This is a genomic window from Pantoea coffeiphila (assembly GCF_016909495.1).
In the GTDB taxonomy this organism is placed as follows: Bacteria; Pseudomonadota; Gammaproteobacteria; order Enterobacterales; family Enterobacteriaceae; genus Erwinia; species Erwinia coffeiphila.
Genome location: NZ_JAFBFW010000006.1, coordinates 381211 through 398247 on the forward strand (window position 1 = coordinate 381211; position 17037 = coordinate 398247).

Consider the following 17037-nt stretch of genomic DNA (forward strand, 5'->3'; position numbering starts at 1 on the left):
TTCTGATGGATGTTAATCTTGCAGGCTTTCTCCCCGCCCTGCTCCCCGTTGCGCTGTCCCCCGGAGCCAGCTTTACGCTGGCGATGAACAGCGCCCTCGCCGGAGGCCGCAGCGGTCTGGTTCGCACGCTGGTGGGCACCGCGCTGGGGATTTATACCCACGCGCTACTTATCGGGCTGGGGGTAACGGCCGTTCTGGTGGCTTCCCCCGCGATGTTCGGCGTGCTGAAAGTGGCCGGGACACTGTATCTGCTGTGGCTCGGCGTGCAGCTGATCCGCAGCGGCCTGCGAGCTGGCGCGATGGACTTCAGCGGCGTTGAAGGAGCGATAACGCTAAAGAATGCCTGGCTGGCGAACGTGCTGAATCCCAAGGCCATCGTGTTTTATCTGACCGTGGTGTCGCAGTTTGCCGGGCGGCAGGGTGACATAACCGATTATCTGGTTCTGGCCTCGGTGCATATCGCGGTGATGGTGTTATGGCTGATTGCCGTCAGCTATTTACTGATCTTCTCCGCCAGCAAAGCCGATCCTGTGAAGATTAAAAAAACCGTGAATATCGCCGGTGGGGCGCTGCTGATTATCTTTTCGGTTTTGGCGGCTTTTCACTGAGCAATTTCTGCTACGGCTACGGCTACTGTTGCAGATGCAACTGCTGCTGAGGTGCACCAGCCAGAGGTCGTGAATTTTACTGTGTAGATAAAAAACACCGCCAGCACAACGCCAGCGGTGTTTTCTAAGCAGAACGACTAACCCGTTACGTCCTGACCCGCAGCGCGGCTTCGATCTTATCGGCGACCTTGGTCACCACCCATGCAATCACCATATAGAACAGCACCGCAATGGCGAAGGCTTCCAGATAGTAGAAGTTCAGCGCGGCGGTCAGCTGCGCCTGGGCGAAGATATCCACCACCTCAATCGCAAAGGCCAGCGACAGCGCCTTCATAATCACCATAAACGAGTTCGCCAGATCGGGGATTGCCGAGACGATAATCTGCGGGAACATCACCCGGCGGAACAGCTGCCAGTTGCTGTAGCCCAGCGCATGCGCGGCATCGGACTGGCCGCTGTCAAAGGCGTTCAGTGCGCCCTTCACCACTTCGGCCTGAAACGCCGACACGCAGGCGGTCAGCGCCACGATGATAATCACCCAGTTCGGCAGGGAATGGGCATTCACTTCCACGTTCAGCACCGAGGCAACAAAGTGCAGCGCGGGCGGCAGGCCGTAGTAGGCGAGGAAAATTACCACCACCATCGGCATCCCTTTGAAGGCCACCTTCCAGGCGATCACCAGCTGACGCAGCACCGGGATGCGCCGGTATTCCACCAGCGCGAACAGGCCCCCGACCAGCGTGGAAGTGATAAAAATCAGCACCGCCATCGCCAGCGTAACGGGCACGGCATCCAGAATGCTCCAGAAGTCCGGCAGTAATACATCGATATCAAACATCACACTCTCCCGGTCAGAGGCTTGCCGTGAACTTCACCTTCGAATCGGCCGTTTTTGAGCTGTACTTTGCATGGCGGCGTTCAAAGAAGCGCACAATAAGCCAGGCCACCAGGCACAGCAGCGAGTAGATCACCGCCAGCACCAGATAGGTGCCGAACTGATACTGGTTATAGTCGCGCTCCATAATCAGATGCGCCGTTGCCATAATGTCGGCGGCCCCGATATACATCACCAGTGCCACGTTGTGGATCAGGTAAATGATCGCGTTGCCGTAGCCGGGCAGCGCGATGTGCACCGCCTGCGGGCCGATGACGCGGAATATTTTTTGCCGGAAGGAATAACCGAGACTGTCCGCCGCATCGTGCTGTCCGCGCTCAACGGCCAGATACGCCGGGCGCAGTACCTCCGACAGATAGCCTCCGTGATACAGGCTCAGGCCAATCATCGCGGCGATATTGGCGGAGAACACATCACCCAGTCCCAGCAGCGATGACACCAGCGGCAGCCCGTAAAAGGCAACAAACAGTTGCAGCACCACCGGTACGCTGCGCGCATAGGATACGTACAAATCGGCCAGCTGACCGACCACGGGGATACGGTAAACCCGAAGGGTTGTGGCGATCAGCGCGAGGATAAACCCGACGATGATGGCGACGAACATAATCCCGAGTGTCAGCGGCAGGGCTGACAGCAGCTCGGGAATCATGGAAGCGAGATCCACGTTGCAATACTCCTGAATACAGTTTCAGCCGGTATGCCCGGCTGAAAACCTCGGGTTAAAGCGGAGGCGTTATTTGATGTACTTGCTGACGTCTTCGCCAAACCATTTCACCGACAGCTTATCCAGCGTGCCGTCATCCTTCAGCTCTTTCAGCGCCTTGCTGATGTCATCGCTCAGAACTTTGTTCTCATCCGACTTGTGGATCAGCGCGTAAGTGTTGTTGATCACCACCGGCTCGCTGGCCACGATGTTCAGCTTCTGGTTGTCGATAACCGTCTGCTCGCCGAGGTTGGAAGGCAGGATCAGCGCATCGTATTTGCCGTTCTGTACTTCTTTCAGGCGATCCGGGTAAGGGATACCGGCGCTGGAGGCTTTGATATTAATCTTGTCGGCCGGGTTTTCCTGCTGCCACTGGGTGATGAACTTGTACACGCCGCCACCGGCGGTGACTGGTACGATTTTCTTGCCGACCAGCCCTTTCATATCCTCGATCTTGTCGTCTTTACGGCTGTAGATCTTCATCAGGCTGGCACCCATCGGGTTGTCCGGGATCAGGAACTGCTTGCTGCGCGCGGGCGCTTTGTAATAGCCACCGGTGGCCATATCGTATTTACCGGTGACCAGCCCGGTTTCCTGCGCAATATCCGCCGCGCCTTCCATCACAAACTTGTACTGCGGCAGCCTGGCGTTCACCGCCTTCAGCACGTCCGGCTCGTAGCCCTGCGGCTCCACGCCAATCGCACCCCAGGAGAGCGGCTTGGATTCTGCGGCGGTGGCGATTTTGATGGTGCGAACGGACTCTGCGTAGCTGGCTCCGGCGGCGGTCATCGCCAGCGTGACGGCAACCGGCAGGGCCAGGCGGCGTAAAACAGTTTTGAATGCAGGCATGTCTTCGTTTCCTTTTAATTATTAGATGATGCGTTCAGCGTTAAGGAATTGCGCAAGTCGTGGCGTTGACGGGTTGTCAAAGATCTCCGCCGGGCTGCCTTCTGCGGCCACCACGCCCTGATCCATAAATACAATTCGGTTCGAGATATTTTTGGCAAACTGCATTTCGTGCGTCACCAGCAGCGAGGTAATGCCGGAAGACGTCACATCTTTAATCACCTTCAGCACTTCACCCACCAGTTCCGGGTCCAGCGATGAGGTGGGTTCATCAAACAAAATCACATCCGGGCGAACCGCCAGCGCACGGGCGATGCCGGTACGCTGTAGCTGCCCGCCGGAAAGCTGCGACGGGTAATTGTCGAGCCTGGTCGACAGGCCAACCCGATCCAGTTCCTGACGGGCGATTTCCCGCGCTTCCTCCTTCGATTTGCGCTGAACCACTATCAGAGGGTCCATGACGTTTTCCAGCACTGTCATATTCTTAAAGACGTTGAACTGCTGGAACACCATGGCGGTACGCAGGCGGATAGCCTGAATTGCCGCTTTATCCGCCGCGCGATAATCCATGCGGATATCGTCGAAGGTGATGGTGCCGGAGGACGGTTTCGCCAGATAGTTAATGCAGCGCAGCAGCGTGGTTTTACCGGTGCCGCTCGGGCCGATAATCGACACCACATCGCCACGATTTACCGAAAGGTTGACGCCTTTCAGGATCGGGGTGCTGCCGTAAGAGAGCGTAATATCGTTAAGTTCAAGCATGGAATTCAGTGTCCTCTCGGCTATGCCGGGCGCAGAACGGGTTTATTTTTCCACCCCGGCATGGCCGAGGACGTGCATCAGGCGATTCGCCCAGCCAAAAATGGCGGTGGCGTGGATCAGGTCGATAATTTCGCGATCGTTCATACCCACTTCGCGCAGCGCCGCCACATCTTCCGGCGTGGCTTCAGACGGCGTGACTGACAGGCGGCGGGCAAAGCGATAAATTGCCGCATCGCGTGGACCGAGCTGGTCTTCGCGGTGGTAATACAGGGCGCTGACCAGCGCGTTATCTTTGCGCAGCTGTGCGTGGCGGCGGGCGTGAACCACTGCGCAGTATTTGCAGCCGTTGACCAGCGATGCGCCCAGCGCACCCAGCTCGCGGTCGGCGCGGTCCAGGCCGCCTTCCACATACATAATGGCGTTAAACAGCAGCGTGCGGGCCACGTAGCTTTCCGGGTCGTGCGCCAGAGTGCGCACGTACTCCGACACCTTCTTGTTTGACGGCGTGACCTGCATCGCGGCCAGCTGTTCCGGGGTGGCATCGGCCAGTTCAACCGGGGCGATCCACGGGTGCCAGCTCAGCGGTTTCAGGGTAACGGACGGGATCATGCGGACCTCATCAGACGCAGACCTGCGGCGACGCGCGTCTGGAAATTCACAAAGGCAATCAGTTCAGACAGCGCCACAATCTGCGGATTGTTCAGCCCGGCCTGCTCCAGCCGCCGGATCGCGTCGGCGTCGGCGCGGTCTGGCGTCAGGGTAATCAGGTCGCTGTGGCGGCCCAGCGTTGCCAGCGGTTCAGGCAGCGCAGACTCCCCGGCGGCCAGCGCCAGCAGCGATCCATCCGGTTGCTGTTCTGCCAGCAGCGCATCGTATTCGGCAATCAGCGGGCTATCGCTATTCAGTGCGGCGATGCGGCGGGCCAGCGCCAGGCGCAGTGCCGCATTCAGCCCCAGATCGTGTTCGGGCATCAGTACGGAACGGCGACAGGCTTCTGCGCCGTCAACAAACTCGGTACGGAAGCGACGGGCGTGGAACAGCGCATCGTCCGGCTTCAGACCGGCGGCTTTATCTATGGCGTCGATCACAACGCATTCTCCTTTTTCAGCAGAGGTGAGGCATCCACCCACTCGTCGCCCTGCAGTTCTGGGGTGTCGTAAGCCTGTAAACTGGCGTAATGGCTGGCGATGTCTTCGGCAAACAGCGATGCGGTAATCCCGCGCACCAGCCGCTCGGCCCCGGCGCTGACCGCCGGAATATCGCCGGAGACCTTGCCGTGCGTCAGCATGGCGGCATCGTTAAAGCAGTAAATCTGGGCAAGCTGCGGGCAGCTTCCCGGTACTTTCTCGCGGAACTCGAAATCCGGCCCGAGGTCGGGTGCGTCCAGCATGCTGGCGCGCGGGGTGCCCATTTCCGGCGTGTAGCGGCCGTCAGACCAGCTGCGGATAAACGGGGCAACGGCGGCGAACTCAGGCCGGCCGTTAAAATCGTTGGCAAAACCGGTGGCGGCAATCAAAAAGTCGTAATGCTTCTCGCCCTGAGTGGTGGTAATCGCCAGGCCTTCACCTTCTTCCCGCACCGCCTTGATGCCGCAGTTCAGGTAGAAGTGCGCCTGCGGGTGGCGGGAAACGCGCAGCGTGGAGGATCGCGGCGGCGGCGTCTGCGAAGCGGAGGTGTAGTCAACGAACTTCCACTTCCAGTCGTCCGCCAGGCGATGCATACCGTGAACCACGCCCTGGCTACCGATGCCGGTCATTTTATTGATGCGCGGCATTTCAGCACGGCGGATCAGCATATCTACCGCAGCGGCACCGGCCTCCAGCGCCGTGGCGGCGTTATCCATTGAGGATGCGCCCGCACCGATCACCGCCACGCTTTTCCCGCTCAGCGCCGCGAAGTCGATATCGTCAGCGGAGTGCGCCCAGAAGCGGCGATCGACGCCCTGCAGGAAGTCAGGAACGGCAGCCCCGCCCAGACCGGAGCGTCCGGTGGCCAGCACCAGCCGACGGGTATAAATTCGCCCGGTTTCGGCACCGGTGAGGTCCAGCGCAATCAGGTCGTCGATTGGGGTGATAGCGGTAATACGAACGTTGTTACGCACCGGCAGGTCCAGCACCTGGCGATACCACACCAGATAATCCATCCACTGTGCTTTCGGAATTTTATCCAACTCCTGCCAGGCCTCTGTGCCCCACTGGGCGGTAAACCAGGCGCGGAACGTCAGCTGCGGCAGACCGAGCGCCGGGCCGTGCAGCGTTTTTGGTGAGCGCAGGGTTTCCATGCGGGCGAAGGTGATCCACGGGCCTTCCTCTCCGGCCGGAGCGGCATCATAGGCCACTACGTTGCTGATGCCGGTGAACAGCAGTTTCGCCGTGGCCGCCAGGCCGCACATTCCGGCTCCGATCACCACCACGTCGCGCACGGCTTCACCGTGCAGGGTGCGCGGCGGCACCCAGGATTTTGCCGGAAGCTCAAGCAGTTCAAGATCGGATTGAAGCCGCTCTTCCAGAGCCTGAAGGCCGATCGCCGTTGCTGATGCAGCATAATGCGTCATGGTTATTTTCCTGAATGCTATCTTCCCCGAGCGGCGGGCAGCCTGCCTGCAAAACCCCGGATAGCGTCAATTTTTATTATTCAAAAAAAGCATGATTAAGCAGTAAGAATTAGATATTCACATAATCATGCGCAATCGCTGGATAATCCTCCGCGCTATGATTTGTGTCAAGAAAGTGCTTACATTTCGAACGACGGATTTCTTATATCTTATGCCGAAATTGATATATAGGCGGGTTTGGCAAGGTCAGAGCAGCGGCGCATTCCTGAAGGAGACGCGCCGTGTAGCGATCAGCTGTCCTGGTTGATCAGCCGCATCACGCGCGGGTGTTCAGCGGCAGGCAGCTGCTGGAAGCCGGGCAGCAGCGTGGCGGCCGCCGCAGCCAGCGCGCTGACCAGCGACTGCGCGGCGCTGGAAAGCGGCCGCCCCTGCGGGGTGATCACGCCGAAGAAATAGGGGATTTCTTCCTCAAGCGGGCGAATCGCCACGCCCGCCAGCGGCATGCCCCAGGCGGTAACCGGCTCCAGAATGGCTACGCCAAGCCCGGCGCGCACGCAGGAAAGGATATTGGCGGAGGAGTTAGTTTCGATGGTTTCATGCAGCGGCGTTTTCAGCTTTTTAAGCGCTTTTTCAAAGCGGCCGCGCAGGCGCAGCGGATTCCAGGGCGCAATCAGCCGCCGCCCGGCCAGATCGCTAAGCGCGATCTGCGCCTGCGCCGCCAGCGGGTCGTCCTGCGGCAGTGCCACCGCGCAGCGCGACTGGCCGATCCAGTGCAGCTCCACCGCGTGATGCTCCAGCGGCAGGCTGCACAGCGCAATGTCCGCTTCGCCGGAGATCACCGCGTGCGCCGTGTGCTCGGCGGATTCACTGATAATCTGCACCTTGTTTTGCAGGCTCAGCGAGGCCAGCGCCAGCGGCAGCAGCCCCGCCGCCAGGGCGGGCGTGGCGGCGATATGCAGCGGACGATGCTGCTGACTGCCGATTTCCTGCGCCCGCAGGCGGATCTGCTGTAGCGACAGCAACGCTTTTTGTACGTACTGATGCAGCTGTAGCGCTTCCGAGGTGGGGTGGATGCGCGGCCCGTTGCGGATAAACAGCGGATAGCCCAGCGACTGCTCAAGATCCTGAATCAGCCGTGAAACAGCGGGCTGTGAACGATCCAGCGCTTTCGCCGCCGCCGTCACGCTTCCGGCGGAAATCACCGCGGCGAAGGCTTCCAGCTGCTTTAAATCCAAATCCTGCAGTGGCGTCACGGCTTCACTCCTGTGCCAGGATGGCTTCGGCCAGCAGCGTATCAATCACCAGCGTGTTAGCAAAGCCGCCCTTCAGCGCGGCTACGATGGCGGTAAGCTTATCCAGCCCCGAAGCCACCAGCAGGCCGTTCATCTGGCGCAGGGTATCCAGCTCAATACCGATCACGCGATCGTCCACCTCGCCGAGCAGCGGCTGCCCTTCACTGTCAATAAAGCGACCGGCAATAATCCCCGCCGCGCCGTGGGCAACGTAGCGTTCAACTTCTTTTTCGGTAACGATTTTAAACTGGGTGACGTGGCCGTCCGGGGTGCAGGGGCTGACGGTGAAAATGGCTTTATTACAGCGGGTCAGATGCTGTAGCTGTTCGGCGATAATCGGCTCTTCGCGCAGCAGGCGGGCCAGTTCGTTGTTGCTGCACACGGCGGGTGCGTTGAGAGTGACGCATAACGCACTGAGCCGGTGGGCTATTTCAATCGAGCAGCGTTCGGCGGTGGGCAGCAGCGGGTTGGACATCGCCCCAATCAGCTGCCGTACCGTCAGATTTTCAATCGGCCAGTACGGCACCTTATCCGAGATCAGGCTCAGCGTTGAGCCCCAGCTCACGCCGAGCTGATCGCCAGGCTCAAGGAAATCAAGCAGGACGTGCGCAGCCGCTTCGCAGACTTCGTTAAACCGGCTTTCGTCCGACAGCCCGTCAGCGGGGATCACAAAGGCATCGTCCAGAGAGAAACGTTCCGCAAGACGGTCGGCAAGATCGTTGGTGCGGAAGTGTTCCCCGCTTAACCGTACCGAGACAATCTCCCGCGTTTTGGCCAGCCTGAGGTAGTTAATCACCGTCAGGCGGGACAGCTTCATGCGGGTGGCGATTTCGCTTTGCGTCAGGTTTTTCACGTAATAGAGCCATGCCGCTTCGGCAATGATCCTGTCTGACGGCGACGTACTCTTAGGCTGCGTCTTGATATCCTTGCTCCTGGTTAGGTTAAATCTGACCGGAGCACATCTTCCGTTATCTCGCTATCGGTTTCAAGATGACGATCGGCGCGCAGGCCTAATCGTTGTAAATCCGCATGATAGCCGCGCACGGCTTCCAGCGAGGTGGCTTCGCGATCCACCACCCGGCGCATCCAGTTCACCATGGTCGGCTGATGCTCCGCACCGTTGATCTTGCGGCCAAACAGCGCCAGCCTGCCGCCGCGCCGTTCGGCCTGCGCCAGCAGCTCAAAGGTATCGCGATGCGTCCCCTGCCCGCCGCCGAGTACGCCCACCACCACCGACGGATCGTGGCTGACCAGCTCTTCCAGCGCCTGCGGGCCGTTATAGGCCACTTTAAGAAACTCCGGGCGCTCTGCACGGGTCAGCGAGGCCAGCGTACGGATAATGCAGTCGTTAATAAACGCTGGAGTATCCCGGGCGCTGAGCCCGGTATCCACGTTCGGGTTAAACACCTCCAGGAAGTGCATAATCCCGTACGAGCGGGCGTCAGCGCGGAAGCGTGCGTATGCTTCCAGCGAGGCGACATCGTGTCGTGCATCATTGATCCACGTCAGCGAGTAAAGGCAAATCGGCGCGCTGGCAAACTCCAGCGCCGCGCCGCGATACGGCAGCGGAGCAAACTCGCGGTAGCGGCCGCCGCGCAGCCCGACCCAGGCATCCGTGGCTTCATTGCCGCGAAACGCCGCCAGCATCCGGCTGCCCTCGAAAGCGCCCTCTTCCTTCAGCTGCTCCATGGTGGCGGTGGAGGTCAGCATAATATCCAGCGCATCCTGCTGGATCAGATCGCGGATCTGCTGATGGAATTCAGGCCGGGTGCGCAAACCCACAGCGGCACCGCTGCCGTCGCGGCGATAGCCCATTGCGGTAACGCCTGCGGCCAGATCGCCGTCTTTGGCATCGGCCAGCATAAAATCACCCGAACGATATTCACCGCGACGGATACGATCGATTTTTCCAGCAAATCGCGTGGTTTTAAACGGTAGTAACGAACTCATTTTTTTCCCTTCTCAGTAATCGGTAGGTTGAACGTCAAGCAGCGCTTTGATTCCCTGGTCGAGGCGCGTGAATTCCCGGTAGCGGGCCTGCAGTACCACCACATTTTCGGCAACGGGTTCATGGCGGCGCAGAATGCGGCTCATGGCGGCAGTAGCCTGCTCCAGCGAGGGATAAATCCCGCCCGCCACGGCGGCACAGATCGCCGCGCCCAGCGCGCCGACCTCTGGCGTATCCACCACTTCAACCGGACGGTTACAGGTATCGGCGAAGATCTGCGCCCACAGCGGTGAACGTGCCGCCCCGCCGGTCAGACGGATAGCTTCCGGCCAGGCACCGTCGGTGTGAACCAGCAGCGCTTCGGCGTGGCGGCGGTGCTCAAACGCCACACCTTCGCAGATGGCGCGAATCATCGAAGCCTCGTTATCCGTGGCGCGCAGGCGCATAAAGCTGCCCTGGTACGGATCGGGGCCGTGGATATACGGCATAAAGAAGCAGCGCTGGGTGTCAACCGGGCAGCCTGCTGCGATATTCATCGCTTCGTCCACGCCGATCCGGTTGCCCAGTGCGTGTTTGAGATACCAGCCTAAATTGGCGGCCGATGACGGGCTGCCTTCGGCGACCAGTCTGGCTGCACCGTCGCGGTAGAGCATATTCAGCAGCGGATAGTTCTCGCTTATCGGGCGCGGCACTTCGATGGCGTTAATCGCCCAGGTACCGGCAATAAACACCATACGGTCCGGCGAAGTAACGCCCGCGCCCAGTGCGCAGGAGGACACATCCATCATGCTACCGGCGACCGGAATGCCCTCGCGCAGCCCGGTCAGTTGGGCAATCCCGGCGGTGATCCGCCCGCCGATGGCGGAGCTGTTGACCACCGGCGGCAGCTTCTCCGTCAGCGGTCGATGGCCCAGCAGTTCGAATGCCTCCACGGAATAGTCCTGCCTGTCGAGATTCATCAGTCCGCCGCCGCTGGCATCAGACGGATCGGTCAGCGCCTCCTGTGTCAGGCAGAAGCGAATGAAATCCTTGCAGGCCAGGCCCCAGCGGGTTTTCGCCATCACCGCCGGTTCATTCTCCGCCAGCCCGGCCAGCTGGATCAGTGTCTGGCCGCCCCACGGACGGTGGCCGTTTTCATCACTCAACGCACGGTCCTGCCCTGCGGCAATGGTGCGATCGGCGATCGGCTGGGCGCGATGATCCACCGAGACAATGCCGGGACGGGTGGGCTGTCCGTGCTGGTCAACGAGGAAGATGCCGTTGCCGAAACCGGTACAGCCAACGGCAACCACCCGTCCGGCGGTATCGCCTTCCAGCACGTCGCGGATGGCGGTGAGCGTGGCCTGCCAGAACGCATCACCGTCGCGTTCTACCCGGCCATCCGGGTAGTGTTCGGTGGTCACTTCGGCGTTGCGGTGGCTGACCAGACGCCCCGTACTGTCAAACAGCGCGACTTTGACGGCGGTGCCACCGGCATCGATGGCGAGAACGAGAGGTAAGTAGGATGCAGACATAATTATTATTTTCCATTCCAGAGAATGCGGGGATCGGCGGCGCAGCCCTGTGACTGCGTTTGCGCCCATAAATCATCATGGCCCAGCGTGTCGGCCATAATGTCAGCGATGTTGTCGAGCGTGCAGGTTGAAAGGCGTCCGGTCATGACGATATTTGTCCGGCGCAGGATCATATCCTCCAGATTAAGGGTCATACGGTTGCGGGTCAGCCAGATAATTTCGCGGCGCGAGTAGCCCGGCGCATCGGCAACCGGCGCATCCTCCTGCTGGCCACAAAACGCCGCGACTTCGCGGGCCACGGTGCCGTAGCGGCTATAAAGCTCTTTCGTTCGCTGGGTGGTCAGTCCGCTATCCTGCGCCAGCTGCACCACATCCAGCGCGCCCGCTCCCGGGTAGGCGCGATCGGCGGTACTGGCCGTTCGCTGCCGCCCCAGCAGATCGAGCACGCTGTTGGCCGCCATTTCGGCAAACGAGCGGAAGGTGGTCCATTTTCCCCCGACCAGCGAGATCACCGGCGTACTGCCCGCGCGGTCTTCAAAGAGAGCATGATCGCGGGCGGCCTGTGTGGCACTGCCGTTGCCCGCCTGCAACGGGCGGATGCCGCTGGTGACCGCGACAATGTGTTCCCGCGTCAGGGTGATATCGTCAAACAGGTGATTCAGTGACGACAGCAGATAGTTCACTTCATCATCCACCACCTGGCGGTCCTGCGGATCGTCGGTTTCCACCTCGGTGGTGCCGATCAGCGTGACGTCCTGCACCGGCATACAGACCACCATCCGTCCGCGCCCGTCGTCAAAATAGAATGACCGACCGCCCATACGTCCGTGAAGCTGAGGATGACGCAGCACCAGATGCGCGCCCTTTACGCCACGGACGCGGGTTGCGTCGATGCCCAGCTGCGAATTGACCCGGTCAATGGCCGAGCCTGCGGCATTAATAATGACTCGGGGCCGCAAGTCTGCCGTCTCGCCGCTCAGCGGATCGGTCACGGTAATACGTCCATCCTGCATGTATTGCCAGCGGATGTGATTCACTGCGGTTACGCCCTCAATACGGCTGGCGGCCTCCAGCATTTCAAATACCAGCGCTTCCGGGCCGGTGATTTGCCCGTCGTAATAGCTGATCACCGAACGCACGGCTTTAGGCAAGCCTGGCGGAAAGTTCCTGCCGCTGAGAACCACTTTATGATGCGGCAGCGCGCGGCGGATCGCCCCAAAACGTTCATAGGCCAACAGGCCACTTTTCAACGCCACGAAACTGAGTGGACCGGGGCTGCGGGAAAAGCCAAAAAAGCGCAGCGCCGTGCCCGGCAGCCCTTTCACCCAGTGACGTACCGGCACCACCACCTCCAGCGGTTTCACCAGATGGGATGCGTCGTGCAGCAGCATATTACGCTCCCGCGCCGATTCCCGTACCAGATCGAACTCGCGGTTCTCCAGGTAGCGCAGTCCGCCGTGAGCCATACGGCTTGACGCACTGCTGGCCCCGGCGCAGAAATCCCCGCTGTCGATCAGCGTTGCCGAAACGCCGTTGAGGGACAGATCCCGCAGCAACCCCACCCCATTGACACCCCCACCAATCACCAGCACGTCCGGCACCGGGTTCGCTTTCAGCTTTACCCAGGCTTCCTGACGGCCAGTCTGCGATTGATCCCTACTTTCAGAACTCAACATGCGATCTGCCTCACGAAACTTTGATTATTAAACACGTCGTACGCATTACATATGTCAATAACGATAGACTAATGTCAATATCGATGTAACAGTAATGTGAAGAAAAAACACCTGCCTGCGGGATTTCACCACCCGACAGCCGCAGGTTTTTTTCTTCTTACCTACTGAAAAACAACGAAAACCTGCATAACTTTGGAGTGAAATGATGGATAGAGTGAAAAATAACGGGCTGCTGCTGAGCGGAAGCATCATTGCCTTTGTACTGATGGGGGCCGGGCAATCGCTGATGGGGCCGGTGCTGCCGGAGTTTCGCCAGATGTTCGATCTGACTATTGCTTCAGCCAGCATGGTGGTGACTGCTCAGTGGGTCGGCGCATTAATTGGCGTTATCGCACTGTTTTTCGCCGGTAAGCGCGACTGGACGGCGCTGGCCTTTACCCTGCTGGTGGTGGGTGCGGCGCTGATGGCGTTTCATCTGAACTGGCCGCTGACACTGCTGGGATCGCTGGCGTTTGGAGCCGGTTACGGTGCCAGCCTGGCGCTGGTGAATACGCGCCTGCTTGACGCCTTTGGCAAAAAGGGGCCGTCGATGGTCAGCCTGGTCAACGCCCTGTTTGGCGGCGGTGCCATTGTCGCCCCGCTGGTGTTTGTGGCGCTGGCGCGCAATCCGCAGCTGTGCTTCGGCATTCTGGCTGTCGGGCTGGTCCTGCCGCTGCTGCTGTCGTTTCGTTTTCCAAAAACGCACGCGGCAGAAGAAGCGGCTCAGGGCAACAGCGGTTTCACGCTCTCGGTGCCGACGCTGCTGGTAGGTGCATCGGGTACGGCGATTGAGGCCTGCCTGATCGGACTGGGCCCGGTGATCCTGGTGGCGGGGAATTTCAGCGACACGGCGGCGGCCAGCGCGCTTTCACTGTTCTTTGTCTTTTTCCTCAGCGGGCGCATTGCGCTGAGCTTTGTCGGCCATCGTCTGCCGGCCGCGCCGATGCTGATCGGCGGCTTTGTCGGTGGCGCTGTGCTGCTTGCCTGCGCCGGGAGCGGGATCGCCCCGACGCTGACCTATCCGCTGGCGGGCTTCTTTATCGGCAGCATCTTCCCGAACTTCTTTGTGTTTGGTTCGGCGCGAATGGGCAACGACCCGCGCACCGGCTCAATTATCGTGACCGCCGCACTGGCCGGAGGCGTGGCCGGGCCGCTGATTGTGGGACAGGTGATGGCAAATCTGCCGCCGCTGACGCCGTTCTGGCTGCTGGCAGGCTACAGCGCGTTTGTTGCGCTGTGTGGTCTGCGCATTCTGAAAAACCGGGCGGCATCGGCAGTGCCCGTCACCGGAAAATAAGATTTTGTGATGGTTGATAATTCTGCTGCCGATAGCCTGATTACCGTGGTTTCACGCTTCGCGTTAGAAAGTGAACCAGAAGGGTATTGCCGTTTATCGGAAGGGGTACGCAGTGAGATGCCCGCCTGGCAGTAAAGTGGCGGACAGATGGTCCGATCGGATATCCCCGCGGACTGCGGGGATACCTTTCTGTCACGCAGCGGGGCGGCTTAGCTGCCGACGTTCGGCGATCTTTTCGGCGTGCAGCAGCACTTCCTGCAGATCGCCTTCATCGATATCGAGCAGCTGGCCTGCCAGCAGTGCCTCGTGCAGGTCGTCACGGGTGATCGATACGGTGATGTCAACCGGCGGCGGCGCGGGTTCCGCAGCGGCCAGCGGGTGCGGATAGCGACGCCCGGCAAGGTTGTTGAACAGAATGGCCAGCAGCGCCAGCGACACCGAATTCAGCAGGACCGGGGTAAACGCAAACTCATAGCCCGTGCTGTGGATGCCCGGCCCGCCGAGCACGGCGGTCAGCGCCACGGCTCCACCGGGCGGATGCAGGCAGCGCAGCTTAAACATCAGTGCAATTGCCAGGCACGCCGCTACCCCGCAGGCAATCGCCGGATTATCAATCCAGATCCCGACGGTCACCCCGGTCAGCGCGGAGACAAAGTTACCGCCAACGATCGACCACGGCTGGGCCAGCGGGCTGTTGGGTACGCCAAATAATAAAACGGCCGAGGCCCCCACCGGGGCGACAAACCATAGGTTAACCTCACCCAGCACCCAGTGGCTGAACAGGCTGGTGATCGCCAGCCCGATACCGGCACCGATACTGGCAAGAACCATCTGCTTTCTGGCAACCGCCAGCGGATGGGGTTTCAGGCGACCGAAGAAGATCCGGACCTTAGCGATAAAGGTATCTGGAGGGGACTGATTCATAGCGCAGGTGACTAATCCATAGAAAATTCTTATATTATGAGCGGGCGATTCTCCTCCGATTACGCCCCGCAGACAACCTGCAAAAAAGTAAGGTTTTTCATATTCAACCGACCGGTTTTCGGCTACGGTATTTTTTATCTTTATAAAATCGCTGTGTTATTTTTCAAGGAGCTGTAATGCGTCGTTACGTACTGAAGGGAGTTATGCTGATGTTAGTGGGTTCTTTGGCCGCCTGCAGTCAGTCCACGGATAGCGTCACCGCCCACACCAAAAGTTATGTTTTTAAAGCCAAAAACGATTTTGACCCCAATTACACCACCCAGATTTCCGGCACTATCCAGTTAATGAAGCCTGTTTTTAAAACGTTTTATGATGACGGCGTAAAGGATCGTCAGGCGGGGATGACGCGCGAACAGGCGCTGCTGAAAGCGGAAAACTTCAGAAAAGAAAAATCCTCAGAAAAGATGGAAAGCCAGCATACCTTTATTAACAGCAGCTATACCAGTTCGCTGAGCGACAAGCAGCGGGCGCTGTTTATTAATGAGGCGATGGGAACCTATCTGGACGGTTTTGACGGCCGCTGATCGGAAACTACCGTAGTGATTCTGCGGCTCGCATCATAGTTAATGAGCAAGCCGGGGCCAGACCCAGCGATTCATCTGGCCCCGACGAGCCGCCTTTAGCCAGCGGCTCGTTACCCTGACGGATGCAGGTCAGTTAAACCAGTGCGGCAGCGGATCGGGCAAATGAACCCAGCTACGTGGTCCGGCAGCCAGTTCGCTGTCGGTCAGCAGCGCCGCATTCAGCTGGCGGCGCAGTTCCCCTTCATCCATCTGCATGCCGATAAACACCAGTTCCTGTCGTGCATCGCCCACCCCATCCTGCCAGTGCTGCATAATCCAGCGCAGGGATTCTTCATCCTGCGGCCAGCGATCGCGCGGTACGCCAACCCACCAGCGGCCCGCCATCTCCTGGCGCGACACACCACCGGCCTGTGACCAGCTACCGGCAAATTCCGGCCTGCTTGCCAGCCAGAAATAGCCTTTGGAGCGCACAACCCCCGGCAGTTCGCCGCTGAAAAATTCCCAAAAGCGCTGCGGGTGGAACGGTCTGCGCGCGCGCCAGACAAAATTGCTGATCCCGTACTCTTCCGTCTCCGGCACGTGGGTGCCGCGCAGCTCCTGCATCCAGCCGGGAGCCTGCGACGCTTCGGCAAAGTCAAACAGGCCGGTATTCAATACTTTATCCAGCGGCACCTGGCCGAAACGGGCGATTTCAATACGTGCGCGGGGATTGAGGCTGCGCAGGATACCGGTAAGCTGTTCGCGCTGCTTTTCGCTGATCAGATCGGTTTTGTTGATAATCAGCACGTCACAGAATTCAATCTGTTCAATCAGCAGATCGACTACCGAGCGTTCGTCAAACTCGCCGAGCGACTCGCCGCGGGATTCAATGCTGTCGCGTGATTGATAGTCGCGCAGGAAGTTAAAACCATCGACCACCGTCACCATGGTATCCAGCCGTGCCACCGCCGACAGGCTTTCGCCGCTGTCGTCTTCAAAGGTAAAGGTTTCCGCCACCGGCAGCGGTTCGGAGATGCCGGTGGATTCAATCACCAGCTGGTCGAAGCGGTTTTCCCGCGCCAGGCGGTTGACCTCCAGCAGCAGGTCTTCACGCAGCGTGCAGCAGATACAGCCGTTGCTCATCTCGACCAGTTTCTCATCGGTACGGGAGAGATCGGCTCCGCCATCACGGACCAGTGCGGCATCGATATTGACTTCGGACATATCGTTGACGATAACCGCGACGCGTCTGCCTTCGCGGTTATTGAGAATATGGTTGAGCAGCGTGGTTTTACCCGCGCCCAGAAAGCCGGAAAGCACGGTAACCGGCAGGCGACCATCACGATCGGTGTTGATGCGTTGTTGTGACATAGTGACATCCTCAGGTGCGTTAACGCGGAGATGAACGGGCGTTAA

At 59.6% G+C, this 17037-nt stretch carries 18 protein-coding genes; 4 read left to right on the forward strand and 14 right to left on the reverse strand.

Features of this window, described 5'->3' with window-relative positions:
* Nucleotides 1-5: 5 nt before the first annotated feature.
* A complete protein-coding gene (locus JOE09_RS20500; protein WP_205067071.1) occupies nt 6-608 on the forward strand; it encodes a LysE family translocator in 603 nt (200 codons plus the stop codon).
* A gap of 145 nt (nt 609-753) precedes the next feature.
* Here the strand turns inward: JOE09_RS20500 and JOE09_RS20505 are convergent, their stop codons facing one another.
* The 12 genes from JOE09_RS20505 to JOE09_RS20560 all read right to left on the reverse strand — a co-directional run bounded on the left by JOE09_RS20505 (nt 754) and on the right by JOE09_RS20560 (nt 12798).
* Complete coding sequence (locus JOE09_RS20505; RefSeq protein ID WP_105591744.1) at nt 754-1446, reverse strand: amino acid ABC transporter permease; 693 nt, start codon at nt 1444-1446, stop codon at nt 754-756.
* A 13-nt stretch (nt 1447-1459) separates the two neighbouring features.
* Complete coding sequence (locus JOE09_RS20510) at nt 1460-2152, reverse strand: amino acid ABC transporter permease (protein ID WP_205067148.1); 693 nt, start codon at nt 2150-2152, stop codon at nt 1460-1462.
* A gap of 84 nt (nt 2153-2236) precedes the next feature.
* Nucleotides 2237-3055 (reverse strand): transporter substrate-binding domain-containing protein, encoded by an 819-nt coding sequence (locus JOE09_RS20515; RefSeq protein ID WP_205067072.1) that lies wholly within the window; start codon nt 3053-3055, stop codon nt 2237-2239.
* Between the two features lie 21 nt (nt 3056-3076).
* Nucleotides 3077-3814, reverse strand: coding sequence for an amino acid ABC transporter ATP-binding protein (locus JOE09_RS20520; RefSeq protein WP_105591741.1), 738 nt, complete (start codon nt 3812-3814; stop codon nt 3077-3079).
* 42 nt (nt 3815-3856) lie between these two features.
* Nucleotides 3857-4423 (reverse strand): peroxidase-related enzyme, encoded by a 567-nt coding sequence (locus JOE09_RS20525; protein ID WP_105591740.1) that lies wholly within the window; start codon nt 4421-4423, stop codon nt 3857-3859.
* Nucleotides 4420-4902, reverse strand: coding sequence for a hypothetical protein (locus JOE09_RS20530; protein ID WP_205067073.1), 483 nt, complete (start codon nt 4900-4902; stop codon nt 4420-4422). Before JOE09_RS20530 ends, JOE09_RS20525 begins: the two co-directional genes overlap by 4 nt.
* On the reverse strand, nt 4899-6368 hold the full coding sequence (locus JOE09_RS20535) for an NAD(P)-binding domain-containing protein (RefSeq protein ID WP_205067074.1): 1470 nt from the start codon (nt 6366-6368) through the stop codon (nt 4899-4901). Before JOE09_RS20535 ends, JOE09_RS20530 begins: the two co-directional genes overlap by 4 nt.
* A gap of 290 nt (nt 6369-6658) precedes the next feature.
* A complete protein-coding gene (locus JOE09_RS20540; protein ID WP_205067075.1) occupies nt 6659-7621 on the reverse strand; it encodes a LysR substrate-binding domain-containing protein in 963 nt (320 codons plus the stop codon).
* Between the two features lie 4 nt (nt 7622-7625).
* The gene (locus JOE09_RS20545) at nt 7626-8513 is read right to left on the reverse strand and encodes a sugar-binding transcriptional regulator (protein ID WP_200544953.1); all 888 of its coding nucleotides are present in this window, start codon (nt 8511-8513) and stop codon (nt 7626-7628) included.
* Nucleotides 8514-8596: 83 nt separating this feature from the next.
* On the reverse strand, nt 8597-9610 hold the full coding sequence (locus tag JOE09_RS20550; RefSeq protein WP_205067076.1) for a hypothetical protein: 1014 nt from the start codon (nt 9608-9610) through the stop codon (nt 8597-8599).
* A gap of 12 nt (nt 9611-9622) precedes the next feature.
* Entirely contained in the window at nt 9623-11122 is a 1500-nt protein-coding gene (locus JOE09_RS20555; protein ID WP_205067077.1) for an FGGY-family carbohydrate kinase, read from the reverse strand.
* A 5-nt stretch (nt 11123-11127) separates the two neighbouring features.
* Complete coding sequence (locus tag JOE09_RS20560) at nt 11128-12798, reverse strand: glycerol-3-phosphate dehydrogenase/oxidase (RefSeq protein WP_205067078.1); 1671 nt, start codon at nt 12796-12798, stop codon at nt 11128-11130.
* 202 nt (nt 12799-13000) lie between these two features.
* On the opposite strand from JOE09_RS20560, the gene JOE09_RS20565 reads away from it, so the two are divergent.
* Both JOE09_RS20565 and JOE09_RS26345 read left to right on the forward strand, forming a co-directional pair.
* Complete coding sequence (locus JOE09_RS20565) at nt 13001-14134, forward strand: MFS transporter (protein WP_205067079.1); 1134 nt, start codon at nt 13001-13003, stop codon at nt 14132-14134.
* 6 nt (nt 14135-14140) lie between these two features.
* Complete coding sequence (locus JOE09_RS26345; protein WP_275584441.1) at nt 14141-14269, forward strand: hypothetical protein; 129 nt, start codon at nt 14141-14143, stop codon at nt 14267-14269.
* Nucleotides 14270-14326: 57 nt separating this feature from the next.
* Here the strand turns inward: JOE09_RS26345 and JOE09_RS20570 are convergent, their stop codons facing one another.
* Nucleotides 14327-15058, reverse strand: a complete 732-nt coding sequence (locus tag JOE09_RS20570; RefSeq protein WP_205067080.1) for an HPP family protein — start codon at nt 15056-15058, stop codon at nt 14327-14329.
* 176 nt (nt 15059-15234) lie between these two features.
* On the opposite strand from JOE09_RS20570, the gene JOE09_RS20575 reads away from it, so the two are divergent.
* Nucleotides 15235-15642, forward strand: a complete 408-nt coding sequence (locus tag JOE09_RS20575; protein WP_205067081.1) for an Exc2 family lipoprotein — start codon at nt 15235-15237, stop codon at nt 15640-15642.
* Nucleotides 15643-15771: 129 nt separating this feature from the next.
* On the opposite strand, the gene zigA is transcribed toward JOE09_RS20575, so the two are convergent.
* Nucleotides 15772-16992 carry a zinc metallochaperone GTPase ZigA gene (gene zigA, locus JOE09_RS20580; RefSeq protein ID WP_205067082.1) on the reverse strand — a complete coding sequence of 407 codons (1221 nt, stop codon included), beginning with the start codon at nt 16990-16992 and terminating at the stop codon, nt 15772-15774.
* Nucleotides 16993-17037: the final 45 nt, after the last annotated feature.

What these genes read in the sequence shown, in the direction of transcription:
- JOE09_RS20500 (WP_205067071.1), top strand. Translation starts at nt 6, where the DNA reads ATGGATGTTAATCTTGCAGGCTTTCTCCCCGCCCTGCTCCCCGTTGCG.
- JOE09_RS20505 (WP_105591744.1), bottom strand. Translation starts at nt 1,446, where the DNA reads ATGTTTGATATCGATGTATTACTGCCGGACTTCTGGAGCATTCTGGAT.
- JOE09_RS20510 (WP_205067148.1), bottom strand. Translation starts at nt 2,152, where the DNA reads ATGATTCCCGAGCTGCTGTCAGCCCTGCCGCTGACACTCGGGATTATG.
- JOE09_RS20515 (WP_205067072.1), bottom strand. Translation starts at nt 3,055, where the DNA reads ATGCCTGCATTCAAAACTGTTTTACGCCGCCTGGCCCTGCCGGTTGCC.
- JOE09_RS20520 (WP_105591741.1), bottom strand. Translation starts at nt 3,814, where the DNA reads ATGCTTGAACTTAACGATATTACGCTCTCTTACGGCAGCACCCCGATC.
- JOE09_RS20525 (WP_105591740.1), bottom strand. Translation starts at nt 4,423, where the DNA reads ATGATCCCGTCCGTTACCCTGAAACCGCTGAGCTGGCACCCGTGGATC.
- JOE09_RS20535 (WP_205067074.1), bottom strand. Translation starts at nt 6,368, where the DNA reads ATGACGCATTATGCTGCATCAGCAACGGCGATCGGCCTTCAGGCTCTG.
- JOE09_RS20550 (WP_205067076.1), bottom strand. Translation starts at nt 9,610, where the DNA reads ATGAGTTCGTTACTACCGTTTAAAACCACGCGATTTGCTGGAAAAATC.
- JOE09_RS20555 (WP_205067077.1), bottom strand. Translation starts at nt 11,122, where the DNA reads ATGTCTGCATCCTACTTACCTCTCGTTCTCGCCATCGATGCCGGTGGC.
- JOE09_RS20560 (WP_205067078.1), bottom strand. Translation starts at nt 12,798, where the DNA reads ATGTTGAGTTCTGAAAGTAGGGATCAATCGCAGACTGGCCGTCAGGAA.
- JOE09_RS20565 (WP_205067079.1), top strand. Translation starts at nt 13,001, where the DNA reads ATGATGGATAGAGTGAAAAATAACGGGCTGCTGCTGAGCGGAAGCATC.
- JOE09_RS20570 (WP_205067080.1), bottom strand. Translation starts at nt 15,058, where the DNA reads ATGAATCAGTCCCCTCCAGATACCTTTATCGCTAAGGTCCGGATCTTC.
- JOE09_RS20575 (WP_205067081.1), top strand. Translation starts at nt 15,235, where the DNA reads ATGCGTCGTTACGTACTGAAGGGAGTTATGCTGATGTTAGTGGGTTCT.
- zigA (WP_205067082.1), bottom strand. Translation starts at nt 16,992, where the DNA reads ATGTCACAACAACGCATCAACACCGATCGTGATGGTCGCCTGCCGGTT.